We start from the raw sequence: 16,689 nt of genomic DNA on the forward strand, positions 1-16,689 counted from the left end.
AAAATGCCGCTGCTTTGGCCATCGGGCGGCAGCGGGCGGGCTTGCCCGATAAATAGTCCGTTCAGTGGCATGTGGATTGCGTCCTATCGCTGAGCCTGCTCGCCTGACGCTAGCCGGCGCGGCAGCGGGTGCCGGCGTCAGCGATGGCATGAATACGGGCGGCATCGACGGCGTGCGGGATATCGCGCTTGTCGGCGCATTGCTGTGCCAGCGCGCCGGCATCGACGCTGCGTGCCGCGAGGAGCAGGTCTGCCAGATAGGCGGCCTGCGGATAGAGGCTGTGTTCGAAACCCAGACGGCCGCGCGCATCGGCTACGCAGGCTGATAGCATGTCGTGAAAACGCTCGGGACGGCGCAGTGCATCGCAGTCGCGGAACAGGCGCAGCACGGTATCGGCACGCATTTCGGGCGCAATATGCACCTTGGTGTGGTACAGGCAGGTGATGCGCGCCAGATCGCGGCATTCGGCCGGTACCCGCAGCCGTTCGCACAGTGCAAGCAAGGGTTTTTCACCGCGCGCCTCGTGGCCGATATGGCGCGGCAGGATGTCGGCGGGGGTCAGCGCCTTGCCCAGGTCATGGGTCAGGCAGGCAAAGCGCACCGCCAGTGAGGCCCCGCCTTGCGCGGCGGTATCGATGACGCGCATCACATGGTCGCCGGTGTCGATTTCGGGGTGGTAGTCGGCGCGCTGCGGGACGCCGAACAGCGCATCCACTTCGGGCAGGATGCGTGATAGTGCGCCGCATTGGCGCAACACGGCGAACATGCGCGACGGGGTGTCTTCCATCAGGCCGCGGGCGAGCTCTTGCCATACCCGCTCGGGCACCAGTGCATCCACTTCACCGTTTTCGACCATGGTCTGCATCAGGGTCATGGTTTCCGGCGCGACGCTAAAGCCGAAGCGGGCGGCAAAACGTGCCAGACGCAGGATGCGTACCGGATCTTCGGTAAAGGCGTCGCTGACATGGCGCAGGATGCCGGCGGCCAGATCGCGCTGCCCGGCGTAGGGGTCGGTCAGGCGGCCGTCTTCGTCTTCGGCCATGGCGTTGATGGTCAGGTCGCGCCGTGCCAGATCCTGCTCCAGCGTGACATCCGGCTGGGCATGAAACACGAAGCCGTGATAGCCGGCCGCCGTCTTGCGCTCGGTGCGCGCCAGTGCATATTCTTCCTGTGTTCTGGGATGCAGGAAGACCGGAAAATCACGCCCGACCGGACGAAAGCCCAGGCGCTGCATTTCTTCCGCATGGCTGCCGACCACCACCCAGTCGCGGTCAACGACCGGGCGGCCCAGCAGCCGGTCGCGTACCGCGCCTCCGACGATGTATAGCTTCATTTAATGGCCTCTCCAGCGCGCCAGCCGCGCATTGCGTTCTTCTGCCCCCAGCCAGCCCGGTGCCACTGCTTCCAGTGCATGGGGTGTAAACCCCAGTAATTCGGCCGGAAAAGGCTGCAGGCTGACATTGTCTACGCTAAGCGAGCGCACATTGTCGCGGCTGATCAGCGTAGGCCCGGGCAGGCACTCCATCACGCCGGCCTGCAGCATGGCCAGCGGCATAGGCAGGCCGATGAGGGTGCGCGGGTGGCCGGTCAGCTCGCCTACATAAGCCACCAGCTCGCGCAGACGGTAACGATGCGGGCCGGCCAGCTCCAGCGTCTGGCCTATGGTGGCCCGTTTTGTCAGGCACGCGGCGACCGCTTGCGCGACATCATCGGCCCAGACCGGGGCAAACCGGGTGTCGGCACCGGCCAGTGGCAACACCGGCAACACGGCCAGCAGACGGGCGAACATATTGAGGAAGTTGTCGTCGCGGGCAAAAATCACCGAGGGGCGCAAAATGGTGTAGTCCAGCCCGCTTTGCATGATGGCACGCTCGCCGCGTGCCTTGGTCTGCTGATAGTCGGACGGCCCGTGCTCGTCGGCACCCAGTGCACTGAGGTGGATCAGGCGCTTGCGGCCGGTCTGCTTCATGGCATGGATGATCTTTTCCACCAGCGCGACATGGGCCGTTTCAAAAGCCTGGCGCGAGCCATGCAGGATGCCGACCATGCTGATGACCGCATCGTGGCCGGCGATCAGGCGCGCCAGTGCGGCCGGATCATGGACATCGCAGGGCTGCAACTCGACGCCGGGCAGGGTGGTCAATGCCTTGACCCGCTCCGGGCTGCGGCAGGCGATGGTCAGGCGCATGCCTTGTGCCGTCAGCGCCTCGGCAATATGCCGTCCGACAAAACCGCTACCGCCTATCAGTACGATGCTTTGCATGCTGCTCTCCATGGTCTCTGCTGGTTTTATTCTGGGTGCCGGCCTGTTTTATTTGGCCGCTATGGTACCCATTCTGGCCTTGAGCGAGGTTTCACCCTGGCCGAAACTGGCCGAGTAATAGACCGCGTTGGCCATCACCTTTTGCACATAGTCGCGCGTTTCGGTGAACGGGATGGTTTCGGTGTAGATGGCGCCATCCAGCGGCTTGCTGTCGCGCCAGGCGCGGGCGCGGCCCGGGCCTGCGTTATAGCCGGCAGTCGCCAGTACCGGGTGGCCGGTGGTATCCAGTACATGCCTGAGATACCAGGTGCCCAGCTGGATATTGGTGTCGACATCATTGACATCAAAGCTAGGCAGGCCAACTTTGCCTGCCACCCAGCGCGCGGTTGCCGGCATCAGCTGCATCAGGCCGGAGGCGCCCACGCCGGAGCGTGCCACCACGGTAAATCGGCTTTCCTGACGCATCAGGCCATAAATCCAGGCCGGATCGACTTCCAGCTGTCTGGCGTAGCGCTCGGTGCTGCTGCGATAGGGTGCCAGAAAGCGCAGGCCGAAGTTATGCGTGTTTTGCGTGCGCTCGGCGCTGTAAATCGCCATATCGTAAAAGCCCTTGCTCTGGGCCAGCGTCGCGGCGGCAATCAGCTCGGGGTCGGTCTTGCCGCGCATGGCCCAGCGCCACTCCCGGCGCGCTTCTTCGTGAAATTCCGGGCGTTTGAGGGTATCGGACAAGGCAAACAGGCTGATGGCACGGCTGATGGCCGGTTCGCGTGCGATGGCGGCTACCGCCTTGTCGCTGGCCTGCAAGGGCTTGGCCGGTTCGGACAGACTGTTGCCCAGCTCCTCCCGTGCCAGTATGCCGTAATAGTTGTACTCGCTGCTCTGGCGTGCCAGGCGGGCGTTGGCGCTGCTGCGTTTGCCTTGCGCCAGTTCGGCGCGCGACAGCCAGTAGCGCCATGCCGGGCGTTCGGCCAGCTTGGCCGGCATTTTGCCTATCACCGCGCTTAAGGTATTCCAGTCCTGATCGCGTAGTGTGGAGCGGGCCCACCATTCCCATTGCTCGGGGGTCAGCTCGCCTGTCGCCGATTTGGCATACCAGGCCAGTGCCTGGCTCATATCCTGCCGCCTGGCGGCGCGGGTGGCCAGCTCGCCCCAGGCAAAGCCGGCCTGCTCGCGTGTCAGGGTGGGTTCGAGGCGGGTGAGGTCGGAGGCAGCGCCGGCAAGATCGTTTCTGCCCCGGCGCACGATGGCGATCACTGCCGCTTCGCTATTGCCCGTGCTAAAAAATTCGCCGGACAGACCGGCGGAGGCCGCCAAGCCCCGCGCGACGGTCACATAATTGCCGGCCATCAGGGTACGGATGCGCGAGCGCACTTCGTCGGGCTTGAAGGTGCCCAGCGTGGCGGCTTCGTTTAGCAGGCTGTTGCAGCCTTCCGGTAGCGTGCTCTTGTCCAGCAGGGCGCTGTCCGGCGGCGAAATCTTGCCGGTCTTGAGCTCGGACAAGGCGGCATAGCATTGGGTTTCCTGATCGCGCGCGTCTTCGGGTGCGCGCACCAGCTCACGCCTAAAAGCGTCCCAGTTGTTTTCTTTGCCCAGACGCTTGAGCCACTCGTTAGCCAGGCGTTCGGTCAGGGTGGAGGGCGGCTGGCTGGCCAGAAAGCGGCGCGCCGGTGCATCGTCGCTATTTTCCAGCGACTTGAGGGCCAGCCAGTAGCGCGGGTAAATGGAAAGCGGCGAGTCAGCGCTGCTGGCAGCCAGACTTTCCAGCCGTGGAATGTCGCCGGCGCGCCAGGCATCGCGGGCTGCACCCAGGTCCTCGTTACTGTCGGCATAGGCCGCAGCAGGCAGGACAAACAGGCTGAAACATACTAAGGAAATTTTTTTCATGTCACTTGCGCCAAAAGGCGGGAGTAAAGAGGATCAGGATGGTGAATATTTCCAGCCGCCCCAATAGCATGGCAAGGCTGCATACCCAGGTCTGGAAATCGTTCAGGCCTGCGTAATTGGCGCTAGGGCCGACTTCACCCAGCCCCGGGCCTGCATTATTGATGCAGGACACGATGGCGGAGGCGGCAGTCTGGAAATCCAGCCCGCTGCCTAACAGCACGAAAGTCAGAACCACCACACTCAAAATGTATACAAAGATAAAGCCCAGCACCGAAAAGGCGACATTGTCGGGCAGGGTGCGGCCGCTGACCTTGAGCGGAATAATGGCCTGCGGATGCAGCAACTGTGTCATTTCCCGCTTGGCCTGACCAAACAGGATCAGGCTGCGTATCATCTTGATGCCGCCGCCGACCGAGCCCGAGCAGGCGGTAAAGCAGGATAGAAACAGCATCCATACCGGTACGAATAAAGGCCATTGTCCGTAATCGGTACTGGCAAAGCCCGATGCGGTCGCGATGGAAATGACGTTGAATGTCACGTGACGCAGCGATTCGCTCAGGCTGTAAACATCTTGCCACCACAGGTAAAACGCCAGCATCAGGATGCTGGACAGGATGACCAGCAGCATGGCGATGAATTCGTTGTCCACGCGATAAGGTGCGGCCGAGCGTTTTTTCCACGCCAGAAAGTGGGTGGCGTAATTGGTGGCCGACAGCAGGGTAAAGCCGGCAATAACCAGCTCGATAGCCAGCGAGTCGTAATGCCCGACGCTGGCGTCGCGGGTAGAAAAGCCACCCAGTGCCACGGTAGACAGGCCATGGCACAGTGCATCGAATGCACTCATTCCCACCAGATAAAGCATGCTGATGCACAGCACGGTCAGGACGCAATACATGGTCCACAAGCTCTTGGCGGCCTGGGTGATGCGTGGTGCCAGCTTGGCGTCCTTCATCGGTCCCGGTGTCTCGGCCTTGTAGACCTGCATGCCGCCCACGCCCAGAAGCGGCAGGATGGCCACCGCCAGCACGATAATGCCCATGCCGCCCATCCACTGCATGAAGTGGCGCCAGAAGTTGATTGCCGGCGGTAAGACATCCAGTGAAAACAGCACGGTCGCGCCATTGGTGGTCAGCGCCGAGATCGCCTCGAAAAATGCATCGGTAAAGGAAAGTGTGCTATCGAAAAGCATAAACGGGATGGCTGCGGTGGCGGCAAAACCGACCCATAGCGCCACCACCAGAATAAAGCCGTCGCGCGGCTTGAGTTCGCGCTCGAAGCGGCGGGTCGCCGCCCAGGCAAACAGGCCGATGGCCAGCCCCGCTACGCCGGAGAGCAGGAAGGCTTCCAGCGTGTGATCCTTATAGATGACGCTCACGCCAGCCGGTACGATGAACATGCAGGAAAACAGCATGATCAGTTTGGAAAACACATGGGCAATAGGCAACAGCTTGCCCAGCGCGCCCCCGGGCGCCGGTAGTCTTAGGGCTCTCATCAGAAGAAGCCCAGCTTGACCTGAATCAGCTGCTCCACTTCGCGCACCAGACGACGGTGGGCCACGAAGATAATCAGATGGTCTTCGCTGAAAATCACTTCGTCGTGGTGTGCCATGCGCACTTCGCCATTGCGCACGATGGCGCTGATATAACAGCCGTGCGGCATTTCCACTTCGTCTATGCGCAGGCCCACCAGACGCGAGGTCTTGCGGTCGCCCTTGACCACGACTTCCATCGCTTCGGTGCGCCCGCCGCGCAGCGCATGTACCGCCTCGACGTCGCCACGGCGCAGATGGGCGAGAATCGACCCGATGGTGGACTGGTGCGGTGAAATCACGATGTCGATGCTGTGGCCTTCCAGCAGTTCGACATAGCTTGCGCGATTGACCAGCGCAATCACCCGCTTGGCACCCATGCGTTTGGCCAGCAGGGTCGACATTACATTGTCTTCGTCGTCATTGGTCAGCGCGCAAAAGACATCCATCTCGTCGATGTTTTCCGCTTCCAGCAGGGCTTCGTCGGTGGCTTCGCCGTGCAGTACCAGGGTGCTGCCCAGATTGTCGCCCAGCCATTCGCAGCGTTCGCGGCGGATCTCGACGATCTTGACTTCGTAGCCGGCCTCTTCCAGCTGTTTGGCCAGACGGTGGCCGATATTGCCGCCGCCGGCGATCATCACCCGGCGTATGCGCTGGCTGCTATTGCGCAGCTCGGCCAGCATGTGCGGCACGGCCGCCCGTTCGGCGAGGAAAAATACTTCATCCTCGCTTTGCAGGATGGTGTCGCCCTTGGGGATGATCAGCTTGTTGTTGCGGTAGATGGCACAAAAGCGGCAGTCGGTATCCGGCAAATCCTGGCGGACATTGCGTAGCTCGCGCCCCAGCAGCAGGCCGCCCTGCATCGCCTTGACCGCCACCAGTTGCACCCGGCCACCGGCAAAATCCAGCACCTGCAAGGCGCCGGGGTATTCGAACAGCTGAAACAGGTTTTCGGTCACGATCTGCTCGGGGCAGATGGGCTGCTCGACGCCGAACAGATCCAGGGTATTGCGGTCGCCGTATTCGACATAGTCGCTGGCGCGCACCCGTGCGATACGGGTGGGAATGTTGAAGAGTTCGCGTGCGAGTTTGCACGCGACCAGATTGGTCTCGTCGTTACGGGTCAGCGCCAGCAGCATATCGGTATCGGCGGCACCGGCCAGCGCCAGTACCGAGGGCTGGGCGGCATTGCCGGTGATGGTCTGGATGTCTAGCCTGTCCTGCAATTGCTTGAGCAATTTACTGTCCAGATCGACGATGGTGATGTCGTTTTCCTCTGAGGCCAGATTTTCCGCTACACGGGCACCGACCTGGCCGCCACCCAAAATCAGAATTTTCACTATAAACAGCCAGAAATATTAATCAGTATGGCTGCGATTCTATCGGTTTCAGCCGCGTGGCGCACGGCGTTCATTTCTTTGCTTTTGGCCGCTATCTTTCATTTTCCCGTGCCTGCCTGTCATCCATACCCTTGTTGTCCTAGTGTGTAAGTCAGTTGCCGGCCCATCGCGCCAAGGAGAGAGTCATGCGGTCCCTGAAAATGATGTTGCTGCTGGTGTGGATGACGGCCTTGTCCGGCTGTGGCTACAACACCCTGCAGTCCACCGATGAACAGATCAATGGCAGCTGGTCCGAGGTGCTGAACCAGTACCAGCGCCGTGCCGATCTGGTGCCCAATCTGGTGCGCACCGTGCAAGGCTATGCCAAACACGAAAAGGATGTGCTGCTGCAGGTCACCGAAGCACGCGCCCGTGTGGGCAGTATGCAAATGACGCCCGAGCTGGCCAACGATCCGGCGGCACTGGCACGTTTTCAGGCCGAGCAGGGCAAGTTGGGTAGTGCCTTGTCACGCTTGCTGGTGGTGGCGGAAAATTACCCGCAGCTCAAGGCCGATGCCGGTTTTCGCGATCTGCAAGCCCAGTTGGAGGGCACCGAGAACCGCATCGCGGTGGCGCGCAACCGCTACATCAAGGCGGTGCAGGACTACAACCTGACCGTGCGCAGCTTCCCGTCCAATCTGACCGCGATGGCGCTGGGCTACAAGGTCAAGCCCAATTTCAGCGTCGAAAACGAAAAAGCGATCAGTGCCGCGCCGACGGTCGATTTCGGCAGTAGTCCGGCGCCTGCTGCTTCGGCGGCATATTGAGATGGCCGGCGTCGCGCGTCTGCTGCTGACTCTGTGGTTTGCCTTATTGTCCTGGGGCGGGGCGCTGCAAGCTGCACAAGTCGCCGTGCCGGTACTGAACGCGCGGGTGACCGATCTGAGCCAGTCGCTCAGCGCGGCCGAAATTGCTGCACTGGAAAGCAAACTGGCCGCTTTTGAGCAGGAGAAGGGCAGCCAGCTGGCGCTATTGATGGTGCCCACTAGCGGGGATGAAAGCATAGAACAGTATGCGCTGCGGGCGGCGGAGCAATGGAAGCTGGGGCGCAAGGGGGTGGACGATGGCGCCTTGCTGGTGGTCGCCAAGGATGACCGCACCTTGCGTATCGAGGTGGGCTACGGTCTGGAAGGGGCGCTGAACGATGCCACCTGCAAGCGCATCATCAGCGAAGTCATCGTGCCGCAGTTCCGCACCGGCCAGTTTGCCGGCGGGATCAATGCCGGGCTGGACAGCATGATGGCGGTGGTGCGTGGCGAGCCGCTGCCTGCGCCTGCGCGCGCGGCAAGCACCGGCAGTATGGCGCAACTAACGGATATTGCGCCCTTGCTGATGATGATCGTACTGGTGGCTGGCGGGTTTTTGCGCATTTTTTTCGGGCGCTTGCCGGCGGCGCTATTGACCGGTGCCGGTGTCTCGCTGGCGGTCTGGCTGTTTGCCGGCGCCAGCTTGCTGGTGTTGCTGTCCGGCGCGCTGGCTTTTGTCTTTACTCTGATGGGGCGGCTGGGCGGGCATGGCGGCTGGAGTAGTGGCCACGGCGGGCGCGGCGGCGGCTTCGGGGGGGGCGGCTTTGGCGGTGGAGGGGGCGGCTTCGGCGGAGGCGGCGCCTCGGGGAGATGGTGATGTTGCGCTGGAAACGCCTGTTCAGGCATTTATCCATGACCGGCTGGCAAGTCCGGCGCCGGTTTTCGCCATCGGCGCTGGATGCCATCGAACACGCTATCCGTGACGGGGAGACGCTTCACGGCGGGCAGGTTTGCTTTGCGCTGGAGGGTGCCTTGTCCGCCAGGGCGCTGTTGTCCGGCGAGTTGGCAGGTGCACGTGCCCTCGACGTTTTCTCGCGGCTGCGGGTGTGGGACACCGCGCTCAATAACGGGGTGCTGATCTATCTGTTGCTGGCCGATCACGATGTGGAAATCGTTGCCGATCGCGGCATTCATGCCCGGGTGGGCGCTGCAGGCTGGGAAGCCGTCTGTCGCCAGATGGAAGCGGCGTTTCGCGCCGGACAGTTCGAACAGGGGGCGGTTGACGGTATTGCTGCCGTCAACCGCCTGCTGCGCCAGCATTATCCGCCAGACGGGGCGGCGCGGCACAACGAGCTGCCTGACCGCCCCCTTGTTCTGTAGCCGCTGGCGTTTTCAAGCAGGCATCAGTTGGGCGCCCCGCGACCGACAAACCAGCGCCGCCCTATCCATAGCGCGACACTGACCAGCAGGATCAGCACCGGTACCTCGACCAGCGGGCCGATCACGGCGGCAAAGGCGATGGGAGATGCCAGGCCGAAGGCGGCAATCGCCACCGCGATCGCCAGCTCGAAATTATTGCTGGCGGCGGTAAAGCTCATCGCCACTGTCTTGGGGTAATCCTCGCCGACCAGATGGCCCATGAAAAAGCTGATGCCGAACATCACCACAAAATAAATAGTCAGGGGAATGGCGATGCGCAGCGCATCCAGCGGCAGGCGTACCACATCGGCACCCTTGAGACTGAACATGGCCACGATGGTCAGCAATAGCGCGACCAGTGTCAACGGGCTGATCTTGGGCAGGAAGCGCGTTTCGTACCAGTCGCTGCCGCGGCGGGCTATCAGCCATTTGCGCGTCAGATAACCGCCGACAAAGGGGATGCCGAGATAGATCAGTACCGCTTGGGCGATGGTGGTGAAGCCTACGTCGATCACGCTGCCGGAGAGGCCGAACAGCGGAGGCAGGAACGACAGGTAGAACCAGGCGAATACGCTGAAAAACAGGATCTGGAAGATTGAATTGAACGCCACCAGCCCCGCTACATACTGGTTGTCGCCGCGCGCAAGCGTATTCCACACGATGACCATGGCGATGCAGCGCGCGAGGCCGATCAGGATCACCCCGGTCATATATTCGGGCGAGTCGCTCAGGAAGATCACCGCCAGCGCAAACATCAGCGCCGGGCCGATGATCCAGTTTTGTACCAGCGACAGCACCAGCATGCGTTTGTCGGCGAATACCCGGGGCAGGTCTTCGTAATGCACACGCGCCAGCGGCGGGTACATCATCACGATCAGGCCGATGGCGATCGGGATATTGGTCGAGCCTAGCGACAGGCTGTTCAGCCAGTCCGGGAAGCCGGGGATGACGGTCCCCAGCAGAATGCCCAGCGCCATGGCGGCGAAGATCCATAGCGTCAGATAGCGGTCGAGAAAAGACAGGCGTTTGTTTGGAGTGCTCATGTTTGGGCTCTTGGGGGGTGGTGCCTGGTTAAAAGTCTACGCCAGCCACGGGGCCAGCGCGGTGAACAGATAGCCTGCCGAAATGGCGGTGCCGATGATGACCAGCAAGAAGGCGATCAGGATCTGCTTGCGGAACAGCGCCTTGAGCAGAATGAGTTCGGTCAGGCTGGCACCAGCGCCGCCAATAATCAGCGCCATCAGTGCGCCCAGTCCCATGCCCTTGAGGGCAAACATGGACGCCATCGGGATCAGGGTTTCGACGCGCAGATAAAGCGGAATGCCGACAACCGCCGCCAGCGGAATCGCCAGCGGATTGTCGCTGCCGGTATGGGCGGCGATCCATTCGGAGGGCACGAAGCCATAGGTAAAGGCGCCGATAGCGACACCCAGCATCAGGTAGGGAAACACGGTGCGGAACTGTCCCAGTGCTTCGCGCCACAGTTGCCGCCAGGGCATGGCCGCTTTGACCGGCTGGCTTTGTTGCGCCGGCTTGGGTGCACAGCAGGAGGCCTTGATTTCAACCGGCTTGGGCGCGCAGCAAGAAGTCTTGGTCTCTACTGGTTTGGCGGTGCGGCAGGCACTCGCCTTAGGCGTGGTCTGCTTCACATAGCGGCCAAAGCCCAGACGGTCGAGCAGATAGCCGGCTACTAGCGAGATAAATAGCGTTGCTGCTGCATACACTAGCGTCACTTTCCAGCCGAAAGTCAGCCATAGCAGGCCCACGATGATGGGGTTGAGCAGTGGCGACACAAACAAAAAGGTCATCGTCGGGCCAAAGCCGGCACCGGCACGCAACAGGCCGCCCAGCATCGGTATAGTCGAGCAGCTGCAAAACGGGGTCACCGAGCCGATGGCGGCGGCGCTCAGATAGCCGCTGCCTTTTTTATTGCTGAGCAAGGATTGCACTTTGCCGGCCGGCAGCTTGTGCTGGATGGCGGCAACGGCCACGCTGATCAGGATAAACAGTAGTGATAGTTCCAGCGCCAGAAACACGAACATGGCTGCTGCATCCTGCAGCGACTGGCTATTAAAAAACGACACGGTGTACTTTCTTGGTCTTGCGGCGCGGCTTGTCGGTCGCGCCGGTCAGGGGTGGGTGGGCGGTGTGCCTTGGCACACCGCATCGGGTGGCGGCCCAGCCTAGCAATGCGCCAAGCGCGTCGGCACCGACCGGCTCTGTTGCCAGGAGCGGAAGCAGCGCGACACGCGAGCTGTGTTGCTTCAGTACCGCATCAATCTCGCGCGCCTCACTGGCCGCACGTCGTGCGAGTAGCGGCGAGGTGGTGCCGGCGGCGCTCAGGCTCTGGTTGATCACCCAGGCCCAGGGTGTGATGCCGGCGCGCTCAAGGTCAGCCTGCAGCGAGGCTGCTTCCAGCACCGGCGTGGTTTCGGCCAGTGTTGCGATCAAGACCTTGGTGCGGGCTGGGTCCTGCAATTGCATCATCGGCGTGGTGAAATGCAGGCCTTTGCCGCCCATCTGGCGCGCCATCTCGCGGTGGTAGGCGCCGGTCGCGTCCAGCAGCAACAGTGTGTGGCCGGTGGGGGCGGTATCCATCACCACAAAACGCTGTCCGGCTTCGCGGATCACGCGCGAGAAGGCCTGAAATACGGCAATCTCTTCGGTGCATGGCGACTTGAGGTCTTCTTCCAGCAATGCGCGCCCCGCCGCATCCAGATCCTTGCCCTTGCTGTTCAAGATTTCGTCGCGGTAACGCGCAGTCTCGGTCAGCGGGTCGATGCGGCTGACGGCCAGATTGGGCACCTGACCCAATAGCGTATCCGCCAGATGCGCAGCCGGGTCTGAGGTGGTCAGATGAACCGGCAGGCCGCGTCGCGCCAGCTCGACCGCAACGGCCGCAGCCACAGTCGTCTTGCCCACGCCGCCCTTGCCCATCACCATTACCAGGCCATGGCCGGTTGCGGCGATTTCATCCACCAGTTGCGCGAGCGGCGTGATGCCGGCAGGCAGCGGGACATCCGTTGCCGGCACCTGCTCGGCGGCCGTATCGGCAAACAGCGCTTCCAGTGCCGCCAGACCGACCAGATTGAAGTGCTTGAGCGTAATTCTGTCCTGGGTGAGGGACGCCAGTGCCGGCGGCAGGCTGGCCAGTGCCGACGTTTCGCGGCGCACGATGGCCTGTGCCAGCGTGTCATCTCCAGCGTCGCGCGCAGGGAAAACACCGTTGACGACCAGGAACTGGCGCTTGAGGCCGATGGCGGCGAGTTCCTCATGGGTGCGCGCCACTTCGCGTAGCGTCGAGGCTTGGGCGCGCGCCACCAGTACCAGCCGCGTCTTGTCGGCGTCGGTCAGCGCATTGACTGCCGCATGGTATTGCGTACGCTGTTTTTCAAGACCGGACAACGGCCCGAGGCAGGATGCGCCGTCCGGATTGGCATCGAGGAAGCCCGACCAGGCGCCCGGCAGTTGCAACAGGCGGATGGTATGGCCGGTCGGTGCCGTGTCGAACACGATATGGTCGTAGCTGGCGATGAGCTTTTCATCGGTCAGTAGTGCGGTAAATTCGTCGAAGGCGGCGATTTCGGTGGTGCAGGCACCGGATAACTGCTCTTCAATGCCCTTGACTACCGCTTCGGGCAGTACGCCCTTTACCGGGCCGACAATGCGGTCGCGGTAGGCTTGCGCAGCGGCCTGCGGGTCGATTTCCAGCGCCGACAAGCCGCTCACCGTCGCCATCGGGGTGATCGCATTGCCGATGGCCTGACCGAATACCTGGCCGACATTGGAGGCCGGATCGGTGCTGACCAGCAGTACCCGCTTGCCCAGCCGCGCCAGATGTACCGCGCTTGCGCAGGCGATAGAGGTCTTGCCGACGCCGCCCTTGCCGGTGAAGAAAAGAAAGGGTGGCGGATTGTCGAGAAAGTGCATGAGACGCTCCTTTAGCAGCAGCTGGTGTCGCCACCGCAGCAGGATGATTTGACCGGTGCGCTCGCTGCGGCAAAGGTCGAGATGCCGGCGAAGCGTGCCAGTTCGGCGCGGCGCGGGTAGCGGCCCATCAGGGCGATCTCGCCATTCACCAGTGTCAATGGCAGCAGTTCGGCGCCGGAGCGCTCGAGAAAGTTTTTGACCACCGCGTTATCGGCAAACGCCAGTGGCTCCTGCGCAAGGTTAAAGCGGCGGATGTCCGCGCCCTGCGTTTTTGCCCAGTCGAAGTCGGCGGCAAAGCTCACCAGCGCCTGATCGACTTCGGTGCCGCAGACACCGCTGGAACAGCACAGTGCGGGGTCGAAAATCTCAATTTTGGTCATATCAATGCTCCTATTAATATTGAAATATTGTTCAAATTTAAGCGACTTCGCGCCCGATGCGGTCGAGTTCCGCCTTGAGCGCTGCACGGTCCAGCGTGGAGAGTGGTAGTGCCAGCATGGCCTCAATGCGTGCGCGCAAGGTCTGGTAGGCCGCCATAAAGGCGGCATCGATTTCGGCGTCGGTGCCGGTGGCGTGTGCTGGATCGTCGACGCCCCAGTGTGTGCGCAGTACCGGCCCCAGATAGGCGGGGCAGGTTTCGCCGGCGGCCGATGCGCACACGGTAATCACGATATCGGGTGTTGCCGGCAGTGCGTCCCAGCTTTTGCTCTCGAGGCCGTCGACCTTCATGCCTTCACGCTCAAGCAGCGCAATCGAGCGCGGGTGGATAAAGCCGGTAGGCTGGCTGCCGGCGCTCATCGCCTGCCAGCCATTTGGCGCCAGATGATTGAAAGTCACTTCACCCAGGATGGAGCGGCAGGAGTTGCCGGTACACAGAAATAGCACGTTCATGGTTGGGGTTCCGTTGAGGGGGAAACAGGGGGGAGGACGGCGCTTGGGCAGCACGAAGCGGCGCGTGCATCCAGGCATTCATCCGGCTTGTCGCTGCAGCATTCGGCGGTCAGATAGGCGATCAGCTCCAGCATCAGTGCCAGATTGGCACGGTAGCGCTGGAAACGCCCTTCCTGCGTCACCGAAACCAGGCCCGCGTGCGTCAGTGCCTTCAGGTGGAAGGACAGTTTGTTGGGCGCGAGATCCAGCGCGGCGGCGATCTCGCCGGCCACGAGGCCGGCATGGCCGTGTTTGACCAGTAGCCGGAAGGCGTCGAGGCGGATGCCGGACGAGAGCGACTCGAAAACTTGCGTGGCAGTTTGCTTTTCCATTGTGCAACTATACAACAAGTATTGAAACGTTTGTATTTATTTAGCCCGCAGGGTGGGTAAAGCATCATCCGGGGGGCTGTCTAGCGGCTTAGCCCTGCATCAAGCAGTGCCTGATGCACGCAAATGGCGGCATAGGCATCGTTGGCGGCATACAGTAGTTGGCGCTCGGCCAGCTGCTTGATTGCCCAGTTGGAGGTGCTGATGTGTTTGGATTTGGCCAGTTTCTGGCCGAACAGCATGGCAATGGCGGTCTTGGCACCGATTTGCTGGCGATAACCCTGGGCGCGGAAACTGTGATCCAGATCGATCAACTGCTGCGGAATAATGCCGAAGCGCGTGCCCAGATGCCCAAGATCACTCTTGAGTCCGAAGCCGACCTTGGCGACCTGCGCTGACTGCAGTACTTCAAATGCGGCGCTCAACGTCTCTTGCTGATGGCTCTGGAACAGCCAGGCCCGATCCATGCTGGAAAACTGCAGCACATGCGGGCCTTCCGAATTTTGCCCTTTGTGAAAGGTCGGACGCGATTCGGTATCAAAACCGAGTGCATCGTGCCGCAGCATCTGCAGCAGGGCCGCTTCGGCGCTGGCGCGGCAAGTGACGACCGTGATGCGCTCCAGTGTCAGTCCGGTAAAAGGGGGCAGGGTGGCGATATGGGTCTTGTCCGGCGGGGTGGCGGGTAGGGTTACAGGCATGATGCTCCAGGGAAGGCGGGCCATTAAAGATAGCGTGGCGCAAGTTGTGCCGTATTGTCCTGCATTCCAATACATATTTCCTGCTTATCTTGCTGTTGGCCGCCATGCCGCCTTGCCGGAATGACTAGGCCGTAATGGCTAGAGTGGCGGCTGTGGCGCCTTTTTTTCTAGTCATAAGCACAGGCCCTTCTCGTTCTTGCGGCGAATGTGAATTGCCATGTCATACGCCTAAGCTGTCTGTTATCAAGATCGATAGACGTCGAAACGAGGTGTTCCATGACTGACAGTACAGCGGGGGGCGGCCGTCAGGCCAATACCGTTTTGGCATCCAGTACCTTTGCCTTCACTATTTGCTTTGCCGTGTGGATGATGTTTGCAGTACTGGGCATCCCGATCAAGAAGCAACTCGGGCTGAATGAAACCGAATTCGGTTTGCTGGCCGCCATGCCGGTACTGACCGGCTCACTGGTGCGGGTGCCTTTGGGTATCTGGACCGACCGCTATGGCGGGCGCATCGTGTTTTTCCTGCTGATGCTGTCAACGGTGATCCCGATCTGGCTGATGAGTTACGCCACCGCCTACTGGCACTTTCTGGTGCTGGCGCTGTTTGTCGGTCTGGCCGGCGGCTCGTTTTCGGTAGGCACACCTTATGTTGCACGCTGGTTTCCGGCTAATCGCAAAGGTCTGGCAATGGGGGTGTTTGGTGCCGGTAATTCGGGTGCGGCGCTAACCAAGTTTGTTGCTCCTGCATTGATGGCGGGTGCTGGCGGTAGCTGGACCATCGTGCCGCAGGTGTATTCGGTCGCCATGCTGCTGACTGCCATCCTGTTCTGGGTGTTTTCTGCCAGTAAGCCCGAGCACAAGGTATCAGCCAGTGTCAGTTTTTCCGATCAGATGAAGATGCTCAAGGACCCGCGTGTATGGCGTTACTGCCAGTACTACTCGGTGGTGTTTGGTGGCTATGTCGCCATGGCGCTGTGGATGACCAAGTACTACATCGGTGAATACGGCTTCGATCTTAAATATGCGGCGCTATTGGCGGCCTGTTTCTCCCTGCCGGGCGGGGTGCTGCGCGCACTGGGTGGCTGGGCATCCGACAAATACGGCGCTTACCAGACCACTTGGGCGGTGATGTGGGTGTGCTGGGTGGCCTTCTTTATCCTCAGCTATCCGCAGACCCAGTTCACCATCGCAACCATTAACGGTCCGCAATCCTTCCATCTGGGTCTGAGTCCGCTGCTATTCACCGGTGTGGTGTTTACCGTCGGTATCGCGATGGCGGTGGGCAAGGCCTCGGTGTTCAAGTTTATTGCCGATGACTTCTCCGACAATATCGGCGCGGTCTCCGGCATCGTCGGCCTGGCCGGCGGTCTGGGTGGTTTTATCCTGCCCATCATGTTTGGCGCGCTGCTGGATATCACCGGGGTGCGCACCTCCTGCTTCATGCTGCTGTACGGCACGGTGTGCGTCAGCCTGGTATGGATGCACTTCAGTTTCCGCAAGGAAAGCGTCGCCTACGGCGAGGAAGTCCTGGCCGAACACAAACTTCATCAACAGCATTCCTGAGCCTTGTCCCCAAAAGG

The 16,689-nt window shown here is 61.5% G+C and carries 16 protein-coding genes; 4 read left to right on the forward strand and 12 right to left on the reverse strand.

Annotation, left to right across the window (positions count from 1 at the left end):
* Nucleotides 1-109 precede the first annotated feature (109 nt).
* From ACRC1E_RS00515 to trkA, 5 genes are read right to left on the reverse strand one after another with little or no spacing between them, the layout of a single operon-like run.
* Nucleotides 110-1,333 (reverse strand): multifunctional CCA addition/repair protein, encoded by a 1,224-nt coding sequence (locus ACRC1E_RS00515; protein ID WP_438513152.1) that lies wholly within the window; start codon nucleotides 1,331-1,333, stop codon nucleotides 110-112.
* Entirely contained in the window at nucleotides 1,334-2,263 is a 930-nt protein-coding gene (locus ACRC1E_RS00520) for a complex I NDUFA9 subunit family protein (protein ID WP_438513153.1), read from the reverse strand.
* A 48-nt stretch (nucleotides 2,264-2,311) separates the two neighbouring features.
* A complete protein-coding gene (locus ACRC1E_RS00525) occupies nucleotides 2,312-4,147 on the reverse strand; it encodes a transglycosylase SLT domain-containing protein (protein ID WP_438513154.1) in 1,836 nt (611 codons plus the stop codon).
* A 1-nt stretch (nucleotide 4,148) separates the two neighbouring features.
* Nucleotides 4,149-5,639, reverse strand: coding sequence for a TrkH family potassium uptake protein (locus ACRC1E_RS00530; RefSeq protein WP_438513155.1), 1,491 nt, complete (start codon nucleotides 5,637-5,639; stop codon nucleotides 4,149-4,151).
* A complete protein-coding gene (gene trkA / locus ACRC1E_RS00535; RefSeq protein WP_438513156.1) occupies nucleotides 5,639-7,015 on the reverse strand; it encodes a Trk system potassium transporter TrkA in 1,377 nt (458 codons plus the stop codon). Before trkA ends, ACRC1E_RS00530 begins: the two co-directional genes overlap by 1 nt.
* Before the next feature lie 185 nt (nucleotides 7,016-7,200).
* On the opposite strand from trkA, the gene ACRC1E_RS00540 reads away from it, so the two are divergent.
* Genes ACRC1E_RS00540 through ACRC1E_RS00550 form a run of 3 tightly spaced genes read left to right on the forward strand, consistent with a single transcriptional unit; the run spans nucleotide 7,201 to nucleotide 9,180 of the window.
* Complete coding sequence (locus ACRC1E_RS00540) at nucleotides 7,201-7,821, forward strand: LemA family protein (protein WP_438513157.1); 621 nt, start codon at nucleotides 7,201-7,203, stop codon at nucleotides 7,819-7,821.
* 1 nt (nucleotide 7,822) lies between these two features.
* The gene (locus ACRC1E_RS00545) at nucleotides 7,823-8,677 is read left to right on the forward strand and encodes a TPM domain-containing protein (RefSeq protein ID WP_438513158.1); all 855 of its coding nucleotides are present in this window, start codon (nucleotides 7,823-7,825) and stop codon (nucleotides 8,675-8,677) included.
* Nucleotides 8,677-9,180: a TPM domain-containing protein gene (locus ACRC1E_RS00550; protein ID WP_438513159.1), complete on the forward strand. Its 504-nt coding sequence runs from the start codon at nucleotides 8,677-8,679 to the stop codon at nucleotides 9,178-9,180. Before ACRC1E_RS00545 ends, ACRC1E_RS00550 begins: the two co-directional genes overlap by 1 nt.
* Before the next feature lie 23 nt (nucleotides 9,181-9,203).
* Here ACRC1E_RS00550 and arsB read toward each other — a convergent pair whose 3' ends face one another.
* The 7 genes from arsB to ACRC1E_RS00585 form a co-directional block, all read right to left on the reverse strand.
* On the reverse strand, nucleotides 9,204-10,262 hold the full coding sequence (gene arsB, locus ACRC1E_RS00555) for an ACR3 family arsenite efflux transporter (protein WP_438513160.1): 1,059 nt from the start codon (nucleotides 10,260-10,262) through the stop codon (nucleotides 9,204-9,206).
* A gap of 36 nt (nucleotides 10,263-10,298) precedes the next feature.
* A complete protein-coding gene (locus ACRC1E_RS00560) occupies nucleotides 10,299-11,303 on the reverse strand; it encodes a permease (protein WP_438513161.1) in 1,005 nt (334 codons plus the stop codon).
* Nucleotides 11,290-13,149, reverse strand: coding sequence for an arsenical pump-driving ATPase (gene arsA, locus ACRC1E_RS00565; RefSeq protein ID WP_438513162.1), 1,860 nt, complete (start codon nucleotides 13,147-13,149; stop codon nucleotides 11,290-11,292). Before arsA ends, ACRC1E_RS00560 begins: the two co-directional genes overlap by 14 nt.
* Before the next feature lie 11 nt (nucleotides 13,150-13,160).
* Entirely contained in the window at nucleotides 13,161-13,529 is a 369-nt protein-coding gene (arsD, locus tag ACRC1E_RS00570; protein WP_438513163.1) for an arsenite efflux transporter metallochaperone ArsD, read from the reverse strand.
* A 37-nt stretch (nucleotides 13,530-13,566) separates the two neighbouring features.
* Nucleotides 13,567-14,040: an arsenate reductase ArsC gene (locus ACRC1E_RS00575; RefSeq protein ID WP_438513164.1), complete on the reverse strand. Its 474-nt coding sequence runs from the start codon at nucleotides 14,038-14,040 to the stop codon at nucleotides 13,567-13,569.
* Nucleotides 14,037-14,411: an ArsR/SmtB family transcription factor gene (locus tag ACRC1E_RS00580; RefSeq protein ID WP_438513165.1), complete on the reverse strand. Its 375-nt coding sequence runs from the start codon at nucleotides 14,409-14,411 to the stop codon at nucleotides 14,037-14,039. Before ACRC1E_RS00580 ends, ACRC1E_RS00575 begins: the two co-directional genes overlap by 4 nt.
* 80 nt (nucleotides 14,412-14,491) lie before the next feature.
* Nucleotides 14,492-15,106 carry a 3'-5' exonuclease gene (locus ACRC1E_RS00585; protein WP_438513166.1) on the reverse strand — a complete coding sequence of 205 codons (615 nt, stop codon included), beginning with the start codon at nucleotides 15,104-15,106 and terminating at the stop codon, nucleotides 14,492-14,494.
* Between the two features lie 276 nt (nucleotides 15,107-15,382).
* Between ACRC1E_RS00585 and ACRC1E_RS00590 the strand changes: the two genes are divergently transcribed.
* Nucleotides 15,383-16,672 carry an MFS transporter gene (locus ACRC1E_RS00590; RefSeq protein WP_438513167.1) on the forward strand — a complete coding sequence of 430 codons (1,290 nt, stop codon included), beginning with the start codon at nucleotides 15,383-15,385 and terminating at the stop codon, nucleotides 16,670-16,672.
* Nucleotides 16,673-16,689: the final 17 nt, after the last annotated feature.

Origin of the sequence: Craterilacuibacter sp. (genome assembly GCF_051659485.1) — a bacterium.
Classification (GTDB): domain Bacteria; phylum Pseudomonadota; class Gammaproteobacteria; order Burkholderiales; family Chromobacteriaceae; genus Craterilacuibacter.

Excerpts from the sequence above, each read along its gene's own strand:
- ACRC1E_RS00515 (WP_438513152.1), bottom strand. The coding sequence starts at position 1,333 with ATGAAGCTATACATCGTCGGAGGCGCGGTACGCGACCGGCTGCTGGGC.
- ACRC1E_RS00520 (WP_438513153.1), bottom strand. The coding sequence starts at position 2,263 with ATGCAAAGCATCGTACTGATAGGCGGTAGCGGTTTTGTCGGACGGCAT.
- ACRC1E_RS00525 (WP_438513154.1), bottom strand. The coding sequence starts at position 4,147 with ATGAAAAAAATTTCCTTAGTATGTTTCAGCCTGTTTGTCCTGCCTGCT.
- ACRC1E_RS00530 (WP_438513155.1), bottom strand. The coding sequence starts at position 5,639 with ATGAGAGCCCTAAGACTACCGGCGCCCGGGGGCGCGCTGGGCAAGCTG.
- ACRC1E_RS00540 (WP_438513157.1), top strand. The coding sequence starts at position 7,201 with ATGCGGTCCCTGAAAATGATGTTGCTGCTGGTGTGGATGACGGCCTTG.
- ACRC1E_RS00545 (WP_438513158.1), top strand. The coding sequence starts at position 7,823 with ATGGCCGGCGTCGCGCGTCTGCTGCTGACTCTGTGGTTTGCCTTATTG.
- ACRC1E_RS00550 (WP_438513159.1), top strand. The coding sequence starts at position 8,677 with ATGTTGCGCTGGAAACGCCTGTTCAGGCATTTATCCATGACCGGCTGG.
- arsB (WP_438513160.1), bottom strand. The coding sequence starts at position 10,262 with ATGAGCACTCCAAACAAACGCCTGTCTTTTCTCGACCGCTATCTGACG.
- arsA (WP_438513162.1), bottom strand. The coding sequence starts at position 13,149 with ATGCACTTTCTCGACAATCCGCCACCCTTTCTTTTCTTCACCGGCAAG.
- arsD (WP_438513163.1), bottom strand. The coding sequence starts at position 13,529 with ATGACCAAAATTGAGATTTTCGACCCCGCACTGTGCTGTTCCAGCGGT.
- ACRC1E_RS00575 (WP_438513164.1), bottom strand. The coding sequence starts at position 14,040 with ATGAACGTGCTATTTCTGTGTACCGGCAACTCCTGCCGCTCCATCCTG.
- ACRC1E_RS00580 (WP_438513165.1), bottom strand. The coding sequence starts at position 14,411 with ATGGAAAAGCAAACTGCCACGCAAGTTTTCGAGTCGCTCTCGTCCGGC.
- ACRC1E_RS00585 (WP_438513166.1), bottom strand. The coding sequence starts at position 15,106 with ATGCCTGTAACCCTACCCGCCACCCCGCCGGACAAGACCCATATCGCC.
- ACRC1E_RS00590 (WP_438513167.1), top strand. The coding sequence starts at position 15,383 with ATGACTGACAGTACAGCGGGGGGCGGCCGTCAGGCCAATACCGTTTTG.